14 protein-coding genes and 1 pseudogene are annotated in these 18,927 nt (G+C 71.2%); 12 read left to right on the plus strand and 3 right to left on the minus strand.

Features of this window, described 5'->3' with window-relative positions; all coding sequences use genetic code 11:
- The first annotated feature begins 52 nt into the window (after nt 1–52).
- The 6 genes and pseudogenes from BLT23_RS20260 (at nt 53) to BLT23_RS20285 (ending at nt 7,976) form a co-directional block, all read left to right on the plus strand.
- Nucleotides 53–1,524 (plus strand): annotated as a pseudogene (locus tag BLT23_RS20260) (acyclic terpene utilization AtuA family protein).
- Nucleotides 1,521–2,633, plus strand: a complete 1,113-nt coding sequence (locus tag BLT23_RS20265) for an acyl-CoA dehydrogenase family protein (RefSeq protein ID WP_090051371.1) — start codon at nt 1,521–1,523, stop codon at nt 2,631–2,633. The pseudogene BLT23_RS20260 and the gene BLT23_RS20265 overlap by 4 nt, the downstream one beginning before the upstream one ends.
- Nucleotides 2,633–4,183, plus strand: coding sequence for an acyl-CoA carboxylase subunit beta (locus BLT23_RS20270; RefSeq protein WP_090051372.1), 1,551 nt, complete (start codon nt 2,633–2,635; stop codon nt 4,181–4,183). Before BLT23_RS20265 ends, BLT23_RS20270 begins: the two co-directional genes overlap by 1 nt.
- A gap of 7 nt (nt 4,184–4,190) precedes the next feature.
- Nucleotides 4,191–6,023: an ATP-binding protein gene (locus BLT23_RS20275; protein WP_090051373.1), complete on the plus strand. Its 1,833-nt coding sequence runs from the start codon at nt 4,191–4,193 to the stop codon at nt 6,021–6,023.
- Nucleotides 6,020–7,159, plus strand: a complete 1,140-nt coding sequence (locus BLT23_RS20280) for an acyl-CoA dehydrogenase family protein (protein WP_090051374.1) — start codon at nt 6,020–6,022, stop codon at nt 7,157–7,159. The genes BLT23_RS20275 and BLT23_RS20280 overlap by 4 nt, the downstream gene beginning before the upstream one ends.
- Before the next feature lie 13 nt (nt 7,160–7,172).
- The gene (locus BLT23_RS20285) at nt 7,173–7,976 is read left to right on the plus strand and encodes an alpha/beta fold hydrolase (protein ID WP_090051375.1); all 804 of its coding nucleotides are present in this window, start codon (nt 7,173–7,175) and stop codon (nt 7,974–7,976) included.
- On the opposite strand, the gene BLT23_RS20290 is transcribed toward BLT23_RS20285, so the two are convergent.
- Nucleotides 7,919–8,815 carry a helix-turn-helix domain-containing protein gene (locus BLT23_RS20290; RefSeq protein WP_090051376.1) on the minus strand — a complete coding sequence of 299 codons (897 nt, stop codon included), beginning with the start codon at nt 8,813–8,815 and terminating at the stop codon, nt 7,919–7,921. The two genes, BLT23_RS20285 and BLT23_RS20290, sit on opposite strands and share 58 nt — an antisense overlap.
- A 174-nt stretch (nt 8,816–8,989) precedes the next feature.
- On the opposite strand from BLT23_RS20290, the gene BLT23_RS20295 reads away from it, so the two are divergent.
- From BLT23_RS20295 to BLT23_RS20320, 6 genes are all read left to right on the plus strand, one after another.
- Nucleotides 8,990–10,150, plus strand: a complete 1,161-nt coding sequence (locus tag BLT23_RS20295) for a S8 family peptidase (protein ID WP_090051377.1) — start codon at nt 8,990–8,992, stop codon at nt 10,148–10,150.
- A gap of 73 nt (nt 10,151–10,223) precedes the next feature.
- Nucleotides 10,224–11,315, plus strand: a complete 1,092-nt coding sequence (locus BLT23_RS20300; RefSeq protein ID WP_245744062.1) for a S8 family peptidase — start codon at nt 10,224–10,226, stop codon at nt 11,313–11,315.
- A 110-nt stretch (nt 11,316–11,425) separates the two neighbouring features.
- Nucleotides 11,426–12,604 carry a S8 family peptidase gene (locus BLT23_RS20305; protein ID WP_090051379.1) on the plus strand — a complete coding sequence of 393 codons (1,179 nt, stop codon included), beginning with the start codon at nt 11,426–11,428 and terminating at the stop codon, nt 12,602–12,604.
- Between the two features lie 139 nt (nt 12,605–12,743).
- The gene (gene aspS, locus BLT23_RS20310) at nt 12,744–14,519 is read left to right on the plus strand and encodes an aspartate--tRNA ligase (RefSeq protein ID WP_090051380.1); all 1,776 of its coding nucleotides are present in this window, start codon (nt 12,744–12,746) and stop codon (nt 14,517–14,519) included.
- Complete coding sequence (locus BLT23_RS20315; protein ID WP_090051381.1) at nt 14,519–15,460, plus strand: DUF389 domain-containing protein; 942 nt, start codon at nt 14,519–14,521, stop codon at nt 15,458–15,460. Before aspS ends, BLT23_RS20315 begins: the two co-directional genes overlap by 1 nt.
- Nucleotides 15,461–15,572: 112 nt before the next feature.
- A complete protein-coding gene (locus tag BLT23_RS20320; RefSeq protein WP_090051382.1) occupies nt 15,573–16,745 on the plus strand; it encodes a hypothetical protein in 1,173 nt (390 codons plus the stop codon).
- Here the strand turns inward: BLT23_RS20320 and BLT23_RS20325 are convergent.
- Both BLT23_RS20325 and BLT23_RS20330 read right to left on the minus strand, forming a co-directional pair.
- The gene (locus BLT23_RS20325; RefSeq protein WP_090051383.1) at nt 16,727–18,121 is read right to left on the minus strand and encodes a sensor histidine kinase; all 1,395 of its coding nucleotides are present in this window, start codon (nt 18,119–18,121) and stop codon (nt 16,727–16,729) included. The genes BLT23_RS20320 and BLT23_RS20325 overlap by 19 nt on opposite strands.
- Nucleotides 18,099–18,815, minus strand: coding sequence for a response regulator transcription factor (locus BLT23_RS20330; RefSeq protein ID WP_281248865.1), 717 nt, complete (start codon nt 18,813–18,815; stop codon nt 18,099–18,101). Before BLT23_RS20330 ends, BLT23_RS20325 begins: the two co-directional genes overlap by 23 nt.
- Nucleotides 18,816–18,927: the final 112 nt, after the last annotated feature.

The raw sequence follows: 18,927 nt of genomic DNA on the forward strand, positions 1-18,927 counted from the left end.
GGCGCTGCGGATCGGCAACGCGTCCGGGTTCTACGGCGACCGCCTGTCGGCGATGCGCGAACAGCTGGAGGGCGGCGAGCTCGACGTCCTCACCGGCGACTACCTCGCCGAGCTGACCATGCTGATCCTCGGCAGGGACCGCATGAAGGACTCGTCGCTCGGCTACGCCAAGACGTTCATGCGCCAGATGGAGGACTGTCTCGCGCTCGCGCTCGACCAGGGCGTGAAGATCGTGGTCAACGCGGGCGGGCTCAACCCGGAGGGGCTGGCGCGCAAGCTGGACGCGAAGGTCGGCTACGTCACGGGCGACGACCTGCGGTCGCGGTTCCCGGAGGCGTTGACCGCCAACGCCTACCTGGGCGCGTGGGAGATCGCGGAGTGCCTGGAGCAGGGCGCGCAGGTCGTGGTGACCGGCCGGGTCACCGACGCGAGCCTCGTCGTCGGACCGGCCGCGGCGCACTTCGGCTGGGCGCGCGACGACTGGGACCGGCTGGCCGGCGCCACCGTCGCGGGTCACGTGCTGGAGTGCGGGACCCAGGCCACGGGCGGCAACTACTCGTTCTTCACCGAGATCGACGTGACCCGGCCGGGGTTCCCGATCGCGGAGATCGACGAGGACGGGTCGTGCCTCATCACCAAGCACGAGGGGACGGGTGGCGCGGTCACCGTCGACACCGTCACCGCGCAGCTGCTCTACGAGATCGGCGCGCCGGAGTACCTCGGGCCGGACGTCACCACGCACTTCGACACGATCCGGCTGGACGAGCACCCGCGCGGCGTCCGGATCAGCGGCACGAAGGGAAGTCCGCCGCCGGAGACGCTCAAGGTGTGCCTGAACACGTTGGGAGGCTTCCGGAACTCCGCGACGTTCGTCCTCACCGGACTGGACGTGGAGGAGAAGGCGGAGCTGGTGAAGCGGCAGCTGGTGAACGCCATCGGCGAGGACGGCCTGACATGGACGCTCGCCCGCACCGACCGTCCGGACGCCGAGACGGAGGAGCAAGCCAGCGCGTTGCTGCACGTCATGATCAAGACGACGGACCCCAAGCGGGCCAAGGCGTTCAGCCGGTCCGGGATCGAGCTGGCGCTGGCCAGCTACCCCGGTTTCCACGTCACGGCGCCGCCGAGCGACGGCACGCCGTTCGGCGTGTACCGGGCGGCGTACGTGCCGCGCGACGAGGTCCAGGCCAAGGCGGTGATGCTGTGAAGCGGCCACTGGGCACGATCGCCGGTGCGCGCAGCGGCGACAAGGGCGGGGACGCGAACCTCGGCGTGTGGGTGCGCAGCGACGCCGCCTACGAGTGGCTGAACGGGTTTCTCACGGTGGAGAAGCTCAAGGAGCTGCTGCCGGAGGCGGGCGAGGTCAGCCGGTACGAGCTGCCGAACCTGCGCGCCCTCAACTTCGTCCTGCACGGGCTGCTGGGCGACGGGGTCGCGAGCAGCACGCGGTTCGACCCGCAGGCGAAGGCGTTGGGCGAGTGGTTGCGCAGCAGGGAAGCAGAGATCCCGGAGGAGCTCCTGTGATCACGAAGGACCTGTACGAGCGGAAGGAGCTGCGGGAGCTCGTCCGCGACTTCACCCGCAAGGAGATCGCTCCGCACATCGCGCAGTGGGAACGCGACGGCGAGGTGCCGCGCGAGCTGCACAAGAAAGCCGCCGAGCTGGACCTGCTCGGCATCGGGTTCGAGCACGGCGACCTGATCGACACCGTCGTGTTCACCGAGGAGGTCATCGGCAACGGCGGCTCGTCCGGGCTGATCGCGGCGCTGTGCACGCTGGGCATCGCCATCCCGCACATCTGGCGCTCCGGCAACGAGGACCTGATCGAGCGGTTCGCGAAGCCCGCCATCCGCGGCGAGAAGATCGGCAGCCTGGCCGTCACCGAGCCCGGCGCCGGGTCGGACGTCGCGGCGATCAGGACCACCGCCGTCCGCGACGGCGACCACTACGTGGTCAACGGCGAGAAGACGTTCATCACCTCGGGCTGCCGCGCCGACTTCGTCACGACGGCCGTGCGCACCGGGGAGCCGGGCTACCAGGGCATCTCGCTGCTCGTGATCGAGGACGGGTTCACCCGCCGCAAGCTCGACAAGATGGGCTGGCACTGCAGCGACACCGCCGAGCTGCACTTCGACGACGTGCGGGTGCCGGCGCGGAACCTGGTGGGCGAGGAGAACCAGGGCTTCGTGCAGATCATGCAGCAGTTCCAGGTCGAGCGGATCACGATGGCCGTCGAGGCGTACGCGACCGCGCAACGGGCGCTGGACCTCACCGCCGAGTGGGTGCGCTCCCGCGAGACGTTCGGCAGGCCGCTGATCTCGCGCCAGGTGATCCGGCACAAGCTCGCCGAGATGGCGCAGAAGGTCGACGTCGTGCGCACCTACGCGCGCGAGGTCGCGGCCAGGATCGACCGCGGCGACGACTGCGTCACCGAGGTCTGCTTCGCGAAGAACTCCGCCGTCGACGCCTGCTCCGAGGTCGTCGACACGGCGGTGCAGCTGCACGGCGGCATGGGCTACATGCGGGAGTCCGAAGTGGAGCGTCACTACCGGGACGCCCGCATCCTCGGCATCGGGGGCGGGGCGAGCGAAGTGATGACCGAGCTCGCGGCACGACGATTGGGGTACGCCTGATGGGCAACAGGCAGGCGCTGCTCGAGAAGATCGCGCAGCTGGACGCCGAGCACGCCAAGGCATTGGCCGGAGGCGGGCCGAAGTACGTCGAACGCCACCACAAGCGCGGCAAGCTGCTCGCCCGTGAGCGGGTCGAGCTGCTGCTCGACGAGGACAGCCCGTTCCTGGAGCTGTCGACGCTCGCCGCGTGGGGCACGGACTTCCCTGTCGGGGCGTCCGTCGTCACCGGCATCGGGCGGATCGAGGGCGTCGAGTGCGTGGTCGTGGCGAACGACCCGACCGTGCGCGGTGGTTCCTCGAACCCGTACACGCTGAAGAAGTCGTTGCGGGCCAACGACATCGCGTTGCAGAACCGGCTGCCGCTGGTGAGCCTGGTCGAGTCAGGTGGCGCGGACCTGCCGACGCAGAGCGAGATCTTCATCCCGGGCGGCCGGGCGTTCCGCGACCTCACCCGGCTGAGCGCGGCCGGCATCCCGACCGTCACGACGGTGTTCGGCAACGCGACGGCCGGTGGCGCGTACGTGCCGGGCATGTCCGACTACGTGATCATGGTCAAGGACCGGTCGAAGGTCTTCCTCGGCGGTCCGCCGCTGGTGAAGATGGCGACCGGCGAGGACGCCGACGACGAGTCGCTGGGCGGCGCGATGATGCACGGCGCCACGTCCGGGCTCGCGGACTTCGTCGCGGAGGACGAGGTCGACGCGATCAGGCTGGCCCGCCGGGTGGTCGCGCGGCTCAACTGGCGCAAGCTCGGCCCGGAGCCGGCTCCCGTGGAGGAGCCGCTGTTCGACGCCGAGAGCATCCTGGACATCGTCTCCGAGGACCAGCGGGTGCCGTTCGACCCGCGCGACGTGATCGCGCGGCTGGTCGACGGGTCGAAGTTCGACGAGTTCAAGCCGTTGTACGGCAGCAGCCTCGTCACCGGGTGGGCGCGGCTACACGGCTACCCGATCGGCATCCTCGCCAACGCGCGCGGCGTGCTGTTCAGCGAGGAGTCGCAGAAGGCCACGCAGTTCATCCAGCTGGCCAACCAGAGCGACACGCCGCTGGTGTTCCTGCAGAACACCACGGGCTACATGGTCGGCGCGCAGTACGAGCAGGGCGGCATCGTCAAGCACGGCTCGATGATGATCAACGCCGTGTCGAACAGCCGGGTGCCGCACCTGACGATCACGATGGGCGCGTCCTACGGCGCGGGCAACTACGGCATGTGCGGGCGGGCCTACGACCCGCGGTTCCTGTTCACCTGGCCCAACGCCAAGTCGGCCGTGATGGGTCCCGCGCAGCTCGCGGGCGTGCTCTCGATCGTCGGGCGGCAGGCCGCCGCGGCGAAGGGGCAGGAGTACAGCGAGGAGAACGACGCCGCCATGCGCGCCATGGTCGAGGCGCAGATCGAACAGCAGTCCCTGGCGCCGTTCCTGTCCGGCAAGCTCTACGACGACGGCGTGATCGACCCGCGCGACACCAGGACCGTGCTCGCCCTCTGCCTCTCCGCTGTCCACAGCGGACCGATCAAGGGCGCCGACGGCTTCGGCGTCTTCCGGATGTGATGACCCAGTGATCAAGTCACTGCTGATCGCCAACCGCGGCGAGATCGCCCGGCGGATCATCCGCACCTGCCGGGCGAACGGCATCCGCGCGGTCGCGGTGTTCTCCGACCCCGACGCGGACGCCCCGCACGTGCGGGAGGCCGACCTCGCGGTCCGGCTGCCCGGCGCGTCGCCCGCCGAGACCTACCTGCGCGCCGAGCTGCTGGTGGAGGCGGCGGTCAAGGCCGGTGCCGACGCCGTGCACCCCGGCTACGGCTTCCTCAGCGAGAACGCGGGCTTCGCGCGTGCCGTCGAGGCGGCGGGGCTGACGTGGGTCGGTCCCTCGCCGGACGCCATCGAGGCGATGGGCTCCAAGGTCGCCGCGAAGAAGCGGATGGCCGCCGCGGGCGTGCCGACGCTGCCCGAGCTCGACCCCGAGACCGTCACCGAGTTCCCGGTGCTGATCAAGGCGTCCGCCGGTGGTGGCGGGCGCGGCATGCGGATCGTGCGCGAGAAGGCCGAGTTCGAACGGGAGCTGGCCAGCGCACGGCGCGAGGCCGAGTCGGCGTTCGGCGACCCGACGGTGTTCTGCGAGCCGTTGCTGGAACGTGCGCGGCACGTCGAGGTGCAGATCCTCGCCGACGCGCACGGCACGGTGTGGGCGCTCGGCGAACGCGAGTGCTCGATCCAGCGCAGGCACCAGAAGATCGTGGAGGAGTCGCCGAGCCCGGCGGTCGGTGACGAGGTCCGCGAACGGTTGTTCGCCGCCGCGATCGCCGCCGCCGAGTCCATCGGGTACGTGGGCGCGGGCACGGTCGAGTTCATGCTGAAGGGCGAGGACTTCCACTTCCTGGAAGTCAACACCCGGCTCCAGGTCGAGCACCCGGTCACCGAGCTGGTCTACGGCGTCGACCTCGTGGAGTGGCAGCTGCGGATCGCCGAGGGCGCCGCGTTGCCCGCAGAGACGCCGAAGCCGTCCGGGCACGCCATCGAGGTCCGGCTCTACGCCGAGGACCCCGCCAACGACTGGCGTCCGGCCAGCGGCACGCTGCACCGGTTCCACGTGCCGGGCGACGTCCGGCTGGACAGCGGTGTCGAGGACGGGTCGGTCGTGTCGGTGCACTACGACCCCATGCTGGCCAAGGTGATCGCGTACGCGCCGACGCGTGCCGGTGCGGCGCGCAAGCTCGCGACGGCACTGGAGGACGCGCGGATTCACGGCGTGATCACGAACCGGCAGCTGCTCGTGGACGTGCTGCGCGACGACGCGTTCCTGGCCGGGGACACGCACACCGGGTTCCTCGCCGAGCACGACTTCACGCACACCGTGGACCCGCAACCGTTTGCGCTCGCCGCGGCGCTCGCGCAGGCCGCCACCCGCCGCATCGGGACCCTGCCACTGGGCTGGCGCAACGTGCGGTCGCAGCAGCCCAAGGCCCGGTTCCTGTTCGGTGAGGAGCAGGTCGAGGTCTCCTACGACCCGAAGCAGGCCACCACCGGCACCGTCGTGCTGGACCTCGACGGGGTGCGCACGCCGTTCCACGTCGCCGCCTACGGCGACACGGTCGAGGTCGACTCGCCGTGCGGGTCGGTGACGCTCAAGGTCGTGCCGCGTTTTCCCGAACCGGAGGCGAAGCTCGCGCCCGGCGCCACCGTCGCGCCCATGCCGGGCACCGTCGTGCGGGTCAGCGTCGCGCAGGGCGACCAGGTCGAGGCCGGGGCGGAGCTCCTCGTGCTGGAGGCCATGAAGATGGAGCACCGCGTGCTCGCCACCACCGCGGGCACCGTCACCGAGCTCCTCGTCCAGCAGGCACAGCAGGTCAACGCCGGCGACGTGCTCGCCGTAGTGGAGGAATCGTGAGCTTCGTCGAGTCCGAAGAGCGGATCGCGCTGCGCAAGGCCGTCGCCGAGTTCGCCGCGAAGTACGGCCCCGAGTACTTCACCGGCAAGGCCAGGGCGGGGGAGAAGACCACCGAGCTGTGGGAGGAGGCCGGCAAGCTCGGCTACCTCGGCGTCGCCGTGCCGGAGGAGTACGGCGGCGGTGGCGGCGGCATCGGCGACCTCGCCGCGGTGTGCGAGGAGATGGCGGCGGCGGGCTGCCCGTTGCTGCTCATGGTGGTGTCCCCGGCGATCTGCGCGACGGTGATCGCGCGGTTCGGCACGGACGAGCAGAAGTCCAAGTGGCTGCCCGGTTTTGCGGACGGCACGGTGAAGATGGCGTTCGCGATCACCGAGCCGGACGCGGGGTCCAACGCGCACAAGCTGAAGACGCACGTCCGCCGCGACGGCGACGACTGGGTCCTCAACGGCACCAAGACCTACATCTCCGGCGTCGACGAGGTCGACGCCGTGCTGGTGGTCGCCATCCAGGAGACCGGGCCGGTGCTCGTGATCGTGCCGACCGACGCCGAGGGCTTCACCTGGCACGAGATCGACATGGACATCGTCATGCCGGAGAAGCAGTTCACGCTGTTCTTCGACGACGTGCGGCTGCCGTCGGACGCGGTCGTGGGCTCGCCGGACCAGGGGCTGCTCCAGATCTTCGCCGGGCTCAACCCGGAACGGATCATGGGCGCCAGCATGGGCACAGGCACCGCGCGGCACGCCATCTCCAAAGCCGTCGCCTACGCCCAGCAGCGCACCGTGTGGGACACCCCGATCGGCGCGCACCAGGGGATCGCGCACCCGCTGGCGAAGATCCACGTCGAGGTCGAGCTGGCGCGGCTGATGACGCAGAAGGCCGCCGCGCTCTACGACTCCGGCCGCGACAAGCAGGCGGGCGAGGCCGCGAACATGGCCAAGTACGCGGCGGGCGAGGCCGTCGCGGCGGCCGTCGACCAGGCGATCCAGACCCACGGCGGCAACGGGCTGACCCGCGAGTTCGGCCTCGCGTCGATGCTCGCGGCCTCGCGGCTGTCCCGGATCGCGCCGGTCTCGCGGGAGATGGTGCTCAACTTCGTGGCGCAGAACAGCCTGAAACTGCCTCGCTCGTACTGAGAGACTGTCGTGAATGGGGACGTTCACGACTTCCGGCGGGCTCGGCCTCGCCTACCACGGCGAGGCCGGAGACCCGGTGGTCTGCCTGCCCGGCGGGCCGATGCAGGCGTCGTCCTACCTGGGCGGACTGCCGATCGAGAACATGATCAGGCTCGACCTGCGCGGCACCGGGGACTCGGCAGGGGCCCGCGACTTCCGCGTCGACCGGCAGGTCGAGGACGTGGAGGCGCTGCGGCGGCACCTCGGCCTCGACAGGATCAGGCTGCTCGGCCACTCCGCGGGCGGCACGCTCGCCGTTCTCTACGCCACGAGGTATCCGCGGCACGTCGAGGAGCTCCTGCTCGTCACGCCGAGCCCCCGCGTGGCCGGGATCGACGTCACCGACGCCGACCGCCGCGAGATCGCGGAGCTGCGGCACGCCGAACCGTGGTACGAGCAGGCGTACGCGGCGTTCCAGCAGATCTGGGCCGGGAACTTCAGCGCGGAGGCGTTCCAGGGGATCACGCCGTTCCTGCACGGCCGCTGGGACGCCCAGGCCCGTGCGCTCGACGAGCACCCGCGCAACGACGAGGCCGCGAAGCAGTACTACGGCGACGGCGCGTTCGACCCGGCGCGGGTGCGCGAGCAGATCGGAAAGCTCGACGTGCCAACGCTCCTGCTCGCCGGTGAGCTGGACGTGTCACTGCCGCCGCGGCGCGCGCGGGAGTTCGCGGACCTCTTCCCCCGCGCGCGGCTCGTCGTGCAGGACGGCGCCGGGCACTACCCGTGGCTCGACGACCCGGAGGCGTTCTCGGCCGCGGTCCAGCGCATCCCGTAGAGGCCGGGCCCGAAGTCGGTCGCGGCGGCGTGCACGCGCCCTCCCCTGCCCACCCTGGCGGGGCGCGCGCCGCCGAACATTTCCGCACCCGCCGGGCCGGACGCGAATTGCTCGCAGGACGCGGGCTCGGTCGTGAATCTGATCTCCAGCACGTAGTCGTGCACCGGTTCGGCGAACCGCCGGAAATGCGTGTGCTCGACCGTCGGATGTGGATAGACCAATTCGTACTCGATCGCGATCGACTGTCCGGCGCGGATCGGTTCGTCGAACATCAGCTCCGCGACGAGGACGCCGTTCGTGCGTTCCCTCGCGACCCTGCCGACCCGGCAGGACCGCACCGCGGTGAGCGCGGGCTGTGTCCCGCCCGTCTCGTGGCAGAGCACCCAGCGGTCGACGGCGCCCGCCTTCGCCCGCATGACCTGGCGGGACCGGACGCCGCGCACACCGCCGCAGGGCGCCACGTCGACCTGGTCGTGCTGGGCGGTCAGGACGAGCCCGCAACCGTCCCACGGCGCCCGTGCCGACTCCTCCCGCCTGCGGGAACGCCCCCGCGGCCGCGGCGGGCCCAGCAGCCGGGACAGCGCGGCCTCCGGCAGTCCCAGCACGTCCTCCAGGCAGGCGAGGGCCGCGAGCGACTCCGGCCGCTCCGGTCTGCGCCTGCCCGACTGCCAGTAGCTCAGCGCCGTCACGCTGATCGGCGTGCCCCGCGTCCTGAGCCGGTGCTGCAGCCGTTCGAGGCTGAGGCCCCGCACCTGGATGGCGACCCGCAGCGCCTCCGCGAACGGACCCGTCACCAACAGGTCGGCGAGCTCCTCGCGGGCTGGGTGAATGGAGAGCATCACTCCTCCGTTTCCCGGAGTCAAGATCGGAAGATTATCGGCGGCAAAGACAACGCGGTACAGCCGATCGGCGGTTTCCTGCTTCCCGGGAACCCGGAAAGTTCAGATCTCGGGACTATTACGCCGCCGTGGTCCTGATCGGCTTCCTGATCACTGCGACGAACAGGACGACGAATGCGCAAGACAGCAACCCTCCTCGGTGCGGCGGTCGTGGTCTCGGCTTTCGCGGTACCCGCCTCCGCGGCCGTCGGCGAGATCCGCACCTCCGCGGGCGAGAACATCGCGGGCAGCTTCATCGTCAAGCTCAAGGACGACGCGCTCACAGCGAGCGCGCAGGGCCTCGGCGCGCGGTTCGGCGGCCAGGTCGGGCACGTCTACGACGCGGTCTTCCGCGGCTTCTCGGTGAAGATGAACGACACCCAGGCACGCAGACTCGCCGCCGACCCGTCCGTCGACTACGTCGAACGCGACCAGGTCGTCCGCGTGCAGGCGACGCAGACGAACCCGCCGTCGTGGGGTCTCGACCGGATCGACCAGCGCAACCTCCCGCTCGACCAGCGCTACACCCACAACAGCACCGGTTCCGGCGTGAACGCCTACATCATCGACACCGGCGTGCGCATCACGCACCGGGACTTCGGCGGCCGGGCGCGCAACGGGTACGACTTCGTCGACAACGACTCCGTGGCGCAGGACGGCAACGGGCACGGCACGCACGTCGCCGGGACCGTCGCGGGCACCTCGTACGGCGTCGCCAAGCAGGCGAACATCATCGCCGTGCGCGTGCTGAACAACTCCGGCTCCGGCACGACCGCCGGAGTCGTCGCGGGCATCAACTGGGTGGCGTCCAACCACGTCAAGCCGGCCGTGGCGAACATGTCGCTCGGCGGAAGCGCCAGCTCCTCGCTCGACAGCGCCGTCCGGGGCGCGATCACCCGCGGCGTCACGTTCGCGGTCGCGGCGGGCAACTCCAACGCCAACGCGGCGAACACCTCGCCCGCGCGGGTGACCGAAGCGCTGACCGTGGGCTCCACCGAGCGCACGGACGCGCGGTCGTCGTTCTCGAACTACGGTTCGGTGGTGGACGTCTTCGCGCCGGGCCGCGACATCACCTCGGCGTGGCACACCAGTGACACGGCCACCAACACCATCTCCGGCACGTCGATGGCGAGCCCCCACGTCGCGGGCGTGGTGGCGCGCTACCTGCAGGGCGGCTTCACCGTCACGCCCGCCCAGGTGGCGACCGCGATCGTCGACAACGCCACCAACGGCAAGGTGACCAACCCCGGCGCCGGTACGACGACGAGGCTCCTGCACTGGCCGTCGACCAGCTGACACCTCCTGATGTGCGGCCCCGGCTCCCGCGAGCCGGGGCCGTTTTTCCCTGCGACCGAGAGGAACCCCGCCCGTGAGGACAACCCTGCCCCTGAGAGTCCTGCCGGCAGTCGCCGCGCTCGGCGCGGCCGTCGTGGCCGCCCCGGCGTCCGCGGCCACCTCCCCGTACATCGTCGTGCTGGAGGAAGGCGCCGTCTCGTCGTTCTCCGGCACAGTGCAGCACCGGTACACCCACGCGCTCAACGGTTTCAGCGCGCGCCTGACCGCGGCCGAGGTGAAGCGGCTGAAGGCGGACCCGAACGTGTCCCACGTGGAGCGTGACGGGATCGTGCACGCCAGCGGGACCCAGGTGAACCCGCCGTGGGGCCTGGACCGGATCGACCAGCGCTCGTTGCCGCTCGACCAGGGCTACTCGTTCACGACCACCGGCCGCGGCGTGAACATCTACGTCATCGACACCGGGCTTCGCGTGACGCACCAGGACTTCGGCGGCCGGGCGCGCAACGGCTGGGACGCCGTCGACAACGACAACGTGGCCCAGGACGACAACGGGCACGGCACGCACGTCGCCGGCATCGCGGCCGGAACCACCTACGGCGTGGCCAAGAACGCCACGGTGTGGGGCGTGCGGGTGCTCAACGGCTCCGGCAGCGGCACGATCTCCGGTGTCATCGCGGGCATCGACTGGGTGACGCGCAACGCCGTCAAGCCCGCGGTGGCCAACATGTCGCTGGGCGGCGGCGCCTCCACCGCGCTGGACGACGCGGTGAAGAGGTCGATCGCCGCGGGCATCACCTACACGGTCGCGGCGGGCGGCAGCAACACCGACGCGGGGAACTCGTCGCCGCAACGGGTTTCGCAGGCGATCTGCGTGGGTGCGTTGACGCAGAACGACACCAAGGCGTCCTCGTCGAACTACGGGCCGCTGGTGGACCTCTACGCGGCGGGCGTCAACGTCCCGTCCGCCTGGAACACCGGCGACACCGCCACCGCGACGCTGAGCGGCACGTCCATGGCCGCACCGCACGCGGCCGGTGTGGCGGCACGGTTCCTGGAGCGCAACCGCACCGCGACGCCCGCGCAGGTGGAGAGCGCGCTGGTTACCACGGGCACCCCCGGCACACCACCCGTCAGTCGTATCCTCTACTGGCCGCCCTCGCTGTGAACCGTGAATTGTTGGGCTGCGCAAGACCGTCTTAAAAACTAAGACACCCTTGGCAGGAACCGGATCCGTCCATAGCGTCGGAAGCGCATCGTTCCCCTGCAACGAACGGAATGCGCACCATGACGCGAAAGATCCGGTTCCTGGCCGGTGCCGGCGCGGCGAGCCTCGCCCTGTCGGTTCTGATGGTCCCCAACGCCTACGCCGCCGAGGGCGAGGTCCTCTCCCTGGGCGCGCCCGAGAAGATCGCGGGCAGCTTCATCGTGAAGCTCAAGGAGGGCAAGGGCAACTCGCACTCGCTCGCCTCGCGGTTCGGCGCCAAGGTGGAGCGCGACTACACCAGCTTCGGCGGCTTCAACGTGAAGCTGACGGAGAAGCAGGCCAAGCGCCTCGCCGCGGACCCGTCGGTCGAGTTCGTCGAGGCCGACCAGGTCGTGCACACGCAGGCGACGCAGACGAACCCGCCGTCGTGGGGTCTCGACCGCATCGACCAGCGCAACCTCCCGCTGAACCAGTCGTACAGCTACACGTCGACCGGCTCCGGCGTCACCGCCTACGTCATCGACACCGGCGTGCGCATCAGCCACTCCACGTTCGGGGGCCGCGCCTCCAACGGCCGCGACTTCGTCGACAACGACAACGTCGCGCAGGACGGCAACGGCCACGGCACGCACGTCGCCGGCACCATCGCGGGCTCGCAGTACGGCGTCGCGAAGGCCGCCAGGATCGTCGCGGTCCGCGTGCTCGACAACAACGGCTCCGGCACCCTCGCCGGTGTCGCGGCGGGCATCGACTGGGTCGGCAACAACGCCGTCAAGCCCGCCGTCGCGAACCTGTCGCTCGGTGGCAGCGCCAACACCACCCTCGACACCGCCGTGCGCAGCGCCATCTCCAAGGGCGTGACCTTCGCGGTCGCGGCCGGCAACTCGAACGCGAACGCGTCCGGCTTCTCGCCGGCCCGCGTGAGCGAGGCGATCACCGTGGGCGCCACCACGAACACCGACGCCCGCGCGTCCTACTCGAACTACGGCTCGCTGCTCGACATCTTCGCGCCGGGCTCGAACATCACGTCGGCGTGGAGCACGTCCGACTCGGCCACCAACACCATCTCGGGCACCTCGATGGCCACCCCGCACGTCGCGGGTGCCGCGGCGCGCTACCTCTCGACCAACCGCTCGGCCACGCCCGCCCAGGTCGCCTCGTACCTGATCGCGCAGTCGACGGCGTCGAAGGTGACGAGCCCCGGCTCCGGCTCGCCGAACCGCCTGCTGTACCTCGCGCCCACCGCGTGAGCTGATCTCGTGAAGTGGAAGGCCGCGTCCTCCGGGCGCGGCCTTTCGCGCACCCGCGACTCGACCTCCGTGACAATCTGTCGGTGGCTCCGGCTAGCCTTGACGGAAAAGCTGACTTCGTCTACAAGGAGCCACCACCGTGTTGCGCACGCACGAGGCCGGATCACTCCGGGCCGAGCACGCCGGGCAGTCCGTCACCCTGACCGGGTGGGTCGCTCGCCGGCGTGACCACGGCGGTGTCATCTTCATCGACCTGCGCGACGCGTCCGGTGTGGCCCAGGTCGTCTTCCGCGAGGGCGAGATGGCCGAGCGCGCGCACCGGCTGCGCAGCGAGTACGTCATCAAGGTCACCGGCGAGGTGAGCAAGCGTCCCGAGGGCAGCGAGAACCCCGACCTCGCGACCGGCGCCATCGAGGTCTACGTGTCCGACCTCGAGGTGCTCAACGAAGCCGCGCCGCTGCCGTTCCAGGTCGAGGCCGAGGGCGAGATCGGCGAGGAGGCGCGCCTGCGGCACCGCTACCTCGACCTGCGCCGCAGCGGCCCGGCCAAGGCCATCCGGCTGCGCAGCGAGGTCAGCCGCATCGCCCGCGAGGTGCTGCACGCCGAGAAGTTCGTCGAGGTCGAGACGCCGACCCTGACCCGCAGCACGCCCGAGGGCGCGCGCGACTTCCTGGTGCCCGCCCGCCTGCGCCCCGGCTCCTGGTACGCGCTGCCGCAGTCGCCGCAGCTGTTCAAGCAGCTGCTCATGGTCGGCGGCCTGGAGCGCTACTACCAGATCGCCCGCTGCTACCGCGACGAGGACTTCCGCGCCGACCGGCAGCCGGAGTTCACCCAGCTCGACGTCGAGATGAGCTTCGTCGAGCAGGACGACGTCATCGCGCTCACCGAGAAGCTCCTGTCCGCCATCTGGAAGGAGCTCAAGGGCGTCGAGCTGCCGCTGCCGTTCCGCCGCATCTCCTACGCGGAGGCGATGGCGAAGTACGGCTCGGACAAGCCGGACCTGCGCTTCGACGTCGAGCTCACCGAGCTGACCGAGTACTTCAAGGACACGACGTTCCGCGTCTTCCAGGCGCCGTACGTCGGCGCCGTCGTCATGCCCGGCGGTGCCTCGCAGCCGCGCCGCACGCTCGACGGCTGGCAGGAGTTCGCCAAGCAGCGCGGCCACAAGGGCCTCGCGTACGTGCTGGTCGGCGAGGACGGCACGCTGGGCGGCCCGGTCGCGAAGAACCTGACCGACGCCGAGCGCGACGGCCTGGCCAAGGCCGTGGGCGCCAACCCCGGCGACTGCATCTTCTTCGCGGCGGGCGAGGCGCGCGACGCCCGCGCCCTGCTCGGCGCCGCCCGCGTCGAGATCGCGCACCGCGTCGGCCTGGTCGACGAGAACGCCTGGGCGTTCGCCTGGGTCGTCGACTTCCCGATGTTCGAGGCGGTCGACAAGCTGGAGTCCGGTGACGTCGCCGTCGGCGGCGGCAAGTGGACGGCGCTGCACCACGCGTTCACCTCGCCGACCCCGGAGTGGATCGACAGGTTCGAGGAGGACCCGGGCAACGCCCTGGCCTACGCCTACGACGTGATCCTCAACGGCAACGAGCTCGGCGGTGGCTCCATCCGTATCCACCGCGCGGACGTGCAGCAGCGCGCGTTCAACGTGATGGGCATCGGCGCCGAGGAGGCGCAGGAGAAGTTCGGCTTCCTGCTCGACGCGTTCAAGTACGGTGCCCCGCCCCACGGCGGCATCGCGCTGGGCTGGGACCGCCTGTGCATGCTGCTCGCGGGCGCCGACTCGATCCGCGAGGTCATCGCGTTCCCGAAGTCCGGCGGCGGCTACGACCCGCTGACCGCGGCCCCGGCCCCGATCACCGCCCAGCAGCGCAAGGAAGCCGGCGTCGACGCCAAGCCCGACCAGAAGAGCTGATGATCCGGCTTCGGGTGGTCTGTCCAGCGGATCGCACCGAGGCCGCGCTGGCGGTCCTCCGCGGCCACGCGGGAGCCACCCACCTGGTGCTCCTGCGTGGCGCGGCGATCGACCCCGAGGGCGACCTGGTCACGGCCGACGTCGCGCGCGAGGCCGTCGACGAGGTCGTCGGCGCGCTGTGCGAGCTGGGGATCGACCGCGCCGGGGGCATCACGATCGAGACGATCGACACGTCGCTGTCCGACGCGGCCGACCGGGCGCAGGAGGACGCGCCCGGCGACGGCTCTGACGCGATCGTGTGGGACGAGCTGATCGCGAAGACGGGGGAGGAGTCCCGCCCGAGCGCCACGTTCCAGGCGTTCCTCACGATCGCGTGCCTGCTCGCGGCCGTGGGCATCGCCACGAACTCCACGGTCACGCTCGTCGGGGCGATGGTCGTCGGCCCGGAGTTCGGGCCGCTCGCCGCGATCGCCGTCGGGCTCGTGGCCAGGCGCCGGGACCTGGTGCACCGGGCCGCCGTCGCGCTCGGCCTCGGGTTCCCGCTCGCCATCGCGGTCACGGCGGCGCTCACCTGGCTGGGCGCGCGGGCCGGCCTGCTCGACCGCGAGACGCTGCTGCACGGCACCGAGTCGGAGTTCATCTACCAGTTCGGGCCGTTCTCACTGGTCGTCGCGCTGCTGGCGGGCGCGGCGGGCATGCTCTCGATCACGTCGGCGAAGTCCGCGGCGCTGGTCGGCGTGTTCATCTCGGTCATGACGGTGCCCGCCGCCGGGTACGCGGCGCTGGCCGCTGTTCTCGGAGTGTGGGACAGGGTGGGCCCCGCGGTGGCTCAGCTCGGGATCAACTTGATCGGTATTGTCGCCGCGGCCTCGTTCGTGCTGGTGATCCGCCGCCGAGGGGCCGCGGAGGGTGTTTTCACACGTCCGCTGTCCAGGGGATGATCACTGGACATCCGATAACGGCGCGAGCCGTTATCAACGAGTGGTGGTGGTCGCGGCCTTGCCCGATTAGCGTCGGTTCGGCTCACGGATCTGGGGAGTAGGGTCGGAGGGGATGAGCGTGGAGATCACCGCGGGCCCTCCCGACACGACATCGCCGGAGATCGACGACGCGGTCGGGGCGGCGGAGCGGGTACTGACCAGGCGACTGGGCGCACAGGTGCGCCTCGCGGACCCCGAGACCCTCGGGGGTACCGGTCGTTCCGTCGTGATCCGGGTGAGAGTGGCGTCCTCGCCGTTCTCGATGCCCCGCACGCTGGTGGTGAAGCGCTACCCGGCGGGCAGCGGCGACCGCGACCCGTGGGCGCACGAGGCCGTCAGCCACCAGCTGCTCACGGCGTTACCCGCGGAGGAACGCGCCGCCCCCGAGCTGTTCGCGCACGACGCGCCCACGCGCCTGGTCGTGCTGGAGGACCTGGGCCGGGCGCCGCGGCTGTCGGAGAAGCTGCACGCGAAGGACGCGCGGGCCGCGGAACGGGGCCTGCTCTCCTGGGCCCACGCGATGGGCCGCCTGCACGCCACGACCGCGGGCCGCGACGCCGACTTCGACGCGTTGATGCGGCGGGCGGGCGCGCAGTGCTGCCAGGACCCGATCGCGGTCGACGTGCACGCGGCGATCGCGGGCTTACCGGGGCTGCTCGAGTCGACCCTGGGCGTCGAGACGTCCACGCAGGCCGTCGAGTTCGCGGCCGAGGCCGCCAGGGCGTTCAGCACGTCCCGCCGCCGCGCCTTCAGCCCGTCGACGTCGTGCCCGGACAACCACCTGGTGACGTCGCGCGGTGTGCGGTTCGTCGACTTCGAGGGCGGCTGCGTGCGCGACATCGTGTTCGACGCGGCCGCGCTGCGCGTGCCGTTCCCGTCCTGCTGGTGCGGGTGGGGCCTGCCGCCGGGGATGTCCGAGGCCATGGTCGCCGCCTGGCGGGCCGAGGTCGGGTCGGTGTGGCCCGAGATGGACGACGACGCGGTGCTCCTGCCGCGCCTGCTCGAAGCCCAGCTGCTGTGGGTGTGGCTCGCGACGTGGCGCGCGCTGTCCAAGCCGATGCCGGCCCCGGACAACTCGCCGCCGCGCAGCGTCGTGCTGGCCGGGCGCTGGGTGCGGCTGCGGTCCGACGCGGTGATCCTCGGTGAGAAGACCGTGGCGGCGCACGCGGACGCCGTGATCGGCGCGCTGGCCGACCGCTACGGCCCCGAGGTGTTCGAGCTGCCGCTCTACCCGGCCTTCCGCTGACCGGCAGGGTCCCGTTCGCCGGTGCGCAGCGAGACGGTGAACGTCGTGCGCCCCGGCTCACTGGTCACCGACACGTCGCCGTGGTGCGCGCCGACGACGGCCGCGACGATCGACAGGCCCAGGCCGGTGCCGCCGGCCGACCGTGAGCGCGACGAGTCGCCGCGCGCGAAGCGTTCGAACACCTCCAGGCCCTCGGGGACGCCGGGGCCGTCGTCGGTGACGGTCAGGTCGGCGCGGTCGCCGCGGACGGTCAGCCCGGTCGTGACGGTGGTGCCCGGCGGGGTGTGCGCGCGGGCGTTGGACAGCAGGTTGCCGAGCACCTGGTGCAGCCGCTGGACGTCGCCGATGACGTGCACGGGCTCCTCCGGCAGCGCGATTCGCCAGACGTGGCCGGGGCCCGCGATCCTGGCGTCGCCGACCAGGTCGAGCACCAGCCGGGACAGGTCGACGTCCTCCCGCTCCAGCGGGCGGCCCGCGTCGAGCCGGGCCAGCAGCAGCAGGTCCTCGACCAGCGACGTCATCCGCACCGCCTCGGACTCGACCCTGCCCATCGCGTGGGTGACCTCCGGCGGCAGGTCCTCGCCGGTCCTGCGGGTCAGCTCGGCGTAGCCCCGGATCGCGGCCAGCGGCGTGCGCAGCTCGTGCGAGGCGTCGGCGACGAACTGGCGGACCCTCGTCTCGCTGTCGTGCCGTGCCTTCAGCGCCCGGTCGACGTGGCCGAGCATCGTGTTGAACGCGAGCCCGACCTTGCCGACCTCGGTGGCCGGGTCGGTGTCCTCCTCCGGCACGCGTTCGGCGAGAGCCACCTCGCCCTCGTGCAGCGGCAGCTCGCAGACGCGGGTGGCGGTCTCGGCGACCCGGTCGAGCGGCACCAGCGCGCGCCGCACGACCACCCTGCCCGCGAGCGCGACCGCGACGGCTCCCGCGACGATCAGCCCGGCGAGGATCCAGACCATCCGCCACACGACGTCCGTGACCGGCCGCAGCGACAGGCCCTTGATCCCCAGCCGGTCGGTGACCACGCGGAACTCGCCCGCCTCGCCCAGGTCGACGGTGCGCAGACCGGCCGGGGTGGCCGCGAGCACGCCGATCTCGGCCTCGGTGAGCGGGCGGGCCTGCTGCGACTCCGGGAGCTGGACCGTGCCGCGGATCGTGCCGTCCGGCTGGATCCGCGCGTTGATGCCGGGAGGGCCGTAGGGCGAGCCCAGCGGTGCCGGTCGCAGCGTCAGGACCTCCCGGTCCAGGTTGTCCACCAGGAAGGTGTCCAGTGCGAGCACGGCGACGCCGCCGATCACCAGGGACAGGGCGGTGAGCAGGACGATCTGGCCGGTCACCAGCTGGGCCCGCAGCGTCCTAGGACGCAGGTCGGAGGACATACCCGGCGCCTCGCATCGTGTGGATCATCGGGGAGCGCCCGGCGTCGATCTTCTTGCGCAGGTAGGAGATGTACAGCTCGACGATGTTGGCCTGACCGCCGAAGTCGTAGCTCCACACGCGGTCGAGGATCTGCGCCTTGCTCAGCACCCGCCTCGGGTTGCGCATCAGGTAGCGCAGCAGCTCGAACTCGGTCGCCGTCAGGTCGATCGGGGTGCCGCCGCGCTCGACCTCGCGCGTCTCCTCGTTGAGCGACAGGTCACCGACGACCAGCCGGGTGCCCGCGTCCGCGTCCGTCACGCCGGTGCGCCGCAGCAGTGCGCGCAGCCGCAGCACGACCTCCTCCAGCGAGAACGGCTTGGTGACGTAGTCGTCGCCGCCGACCGTGAGACCGGCGATGCGGTCCTCCACCGCGTCCTTCGCGGTGAGGAACAGCACGGGCAGGACCGGTGACTCCGCCCGCAGCCTGCGCAGCACCTCGAACCCGTCGAAGTCGGGCAGCATCACGTCGAGCACCACCACGTCGGGGCGGAACTCGCGCGCGACCCGCACCGCCGACCGGCCGTCCGGGGCCGTGCGGACGTCCCACTTCTCCATGCGCAGCGCCATCGACATCAGCTCGGCCAGAGTGGACTCGTCGTCGACCACGAGCACCCGCACCGGCTGCCCGTCCGCCCTGCGCAGTTCCGTCTTCATCACACGCACGGCTCCCATCCTGAACGCCGGTCCTGTGTACCAGCTGTGCACCGCGGGTCGCCGGTCAAGTGTGAGTGGTTATGGTCGGGACCAAACGCCCGACCACTACCGG

The sequence above is a fragment of the Lentzea fradiae genome (genome assembly GCF_900100955.1).
Classification (GTDB): domain Bacteria; phylum Actinomycetota; class Actinomycetes; order Mycobacteriales; family Pseudonocardiaceae; genus Lentzea; species Lentzea fradiae.

What these genes read in the sequence shown, in the direction of transcription:
- BLT23_RS20330 (WP_281248865.1), bottom strand. Translation starts at nt 18,815, where the DNA reads ATGAAGACGGAACTGCGCAGGGCGGACGGGCAGCCGGTGCGGGTGCTC.
- BLT23_RS20290 (WP_090051376.1), bottom strand. Translation starts at nt 8,815, where the DNA reads ATGCTCTCCATTCACCCAGCCCGCGAGGAGCTCGCCGACCTGTTGGTG.
- BLT23_RS20285 (WP_090051375.1), top strand. Translation starts at nt 7,173, where the DNA reads ATGGGGACGTTCACGACTTCCGGCGGGCTCGGCCTCGCCTACCACGGC.
- BLT23_RS20305 (WP_090051379.1), top strand. Translation starts at nt 11,426, where the DNA reads ATGCGCACCATGACGCGAAAGATCCGGTTCCTGGCCGGTGCCGGCGCG.
- BLT23_RS20270 (WP_090051372.1), top strand. Translation starts at nt 2,633, where the DNA reads ATGGGCAACAGGCAGGCGCTGCTCGAGAAGATCGCGCAGCTGGACGCC.
- BLT23_RS20295 (WP_090051377.1), top strand. Translation starts at nt 8,990, where the DNA reads ATGCGCAAGACAGCAACCCTCCTCGGTGCGGCGGTCGTGGTCTCGGCT.
- BLT23_RS20315 (WP_090051381.1), top strand. Translation starts at nt 14,519, where the DNA reads ATGATCCGGCTTCGGGTGGTCTGTCCAGCGGATCGCACCGAGGCCGCG.
- BLT23_RS20325 (WP_090051383.1), bottom strand. Translation starts at nt 18,121, where the DNA reads ATGTCCTCCGACCTGCGTCCTAGGACGCTGCGGGCCCAGCTGGTGACC.
- BLT23_RS20320 (WP_090051382.1), top strand. Translation starts at nt 15,573, where the DNA reads ATGAGCGTGGAGATCACCGCGGGCCCTCCCGACACGACATCGCCGGAG.